The sequence below is a fragment of the Rothia sp. HMSC036D11 genome, from assembly GCF_001814205.1.
GTDB lineage: Bacteria > Actinomycetota > Actinomycetes > Actinomycetales > Micrococcaceae > Rothia > Rothia dentocariosa.
The window spans coordinates 1-971 of the sequence record NZ_KV815308.1 but is presented as its reverse complement, the minus strand read 5'-3'; the positions used below and the strand labels follow the sequence as shown (position 1 = coordinate 971).

Annotated in this window: 1 protein-coding gene and 1 pseudogene; both read right to left on the bottom strand. The window is 49.7% G+C overall.

Features of this window, described 5'->3' with window-relative positions:
• Positions 1–607: hypothetical protein (locus tag HMPREF2958_RS07230; RefSeq protein WP_070697534.1), on the bottom strand; the 607-nt coding region annotated here is incomplete at its 3' end.
• A 5-nt stretch (positions 608–612) separates the two neighbouring features.
• A pseudogene (locus HMPREF2958_RS07225) lies at positions 613–971 on the bottom strand (hypothetical protein); the annotation flags it as partial.

Here is a 971-nt window from a genome sequence, read left to right as displayed (position 1 = left end):
GCTGACCTGTCTTATCGTAGAGAGGGTCCGGGGCTCCGGTCGGGAAATTCCTTCGCTGTTCTTCCTCAAAATCGGACCATGGATACCGCGCACCCTCACCAGCAATCATCACGTTCTCTGCACCCATCAGCTTCTCAAACTGTGGAATATATGAGGTGGGCAGACCGACACCATACCCCACCACCACAGGATACTGCTCGTAAATATACCCACGAAGATCAGAATAGTAGTAGCTCATACGTTCAGCTAATTGAAGCGCATACTCCGGGGCATAAAAAGGCGAACACTCTTCCCGTACGCTAAAAAGATCCTCAAAGTTCTCATAGAATACAAAAAGACCCTGACGCATATCATTCCAATCAGCTTCCTCAACAGCATCTTTAACCCAAAACCCATTCACCCGCTGATCCGGCGCAATATTAAACCCAAGCGCTCGTAAAAGCCTGCGCCCAAGTTCGTGCGAGGTATCCACACCAGCACAATCCACTTCAGCGATATACCACCCCTGCTGCTGCAAACGAGGCTTCATGATTTTCTCCCAGTACCCGCTCTCCTGAGTGAACACCGGAACAATGAACTCATCTTTATATTCGCGTATATACTGCATAGTCTTTATACAGAAGGATCTGGCTCGTCAAATTCACTATGCACCAGGTGCACCTTGGAGGCAAGAACCGGATCATAAAACGGTGACTCGGGATAATACCGAGGGTCCTCCACAAAAACTCCTGTCGCGTCATCATAGTCATTGGTGAATCCGTAGACTACCCCTTCTTTGTCGTATAGAGGGTCCGGGGCTCCGTTCGGGAAGTTCCTCCGCTGTTCTTCTTCGAAATCAGACCAGGGATACCGCACGCCCTCACCAGCAATCATCACATTCTCAGCACCCATCACATCCTCAAACTGCGGAATATACGAGGTGGGAAGACCAACGCCGTACCCCACCACCACAGGAAACTCTTCATAGATAT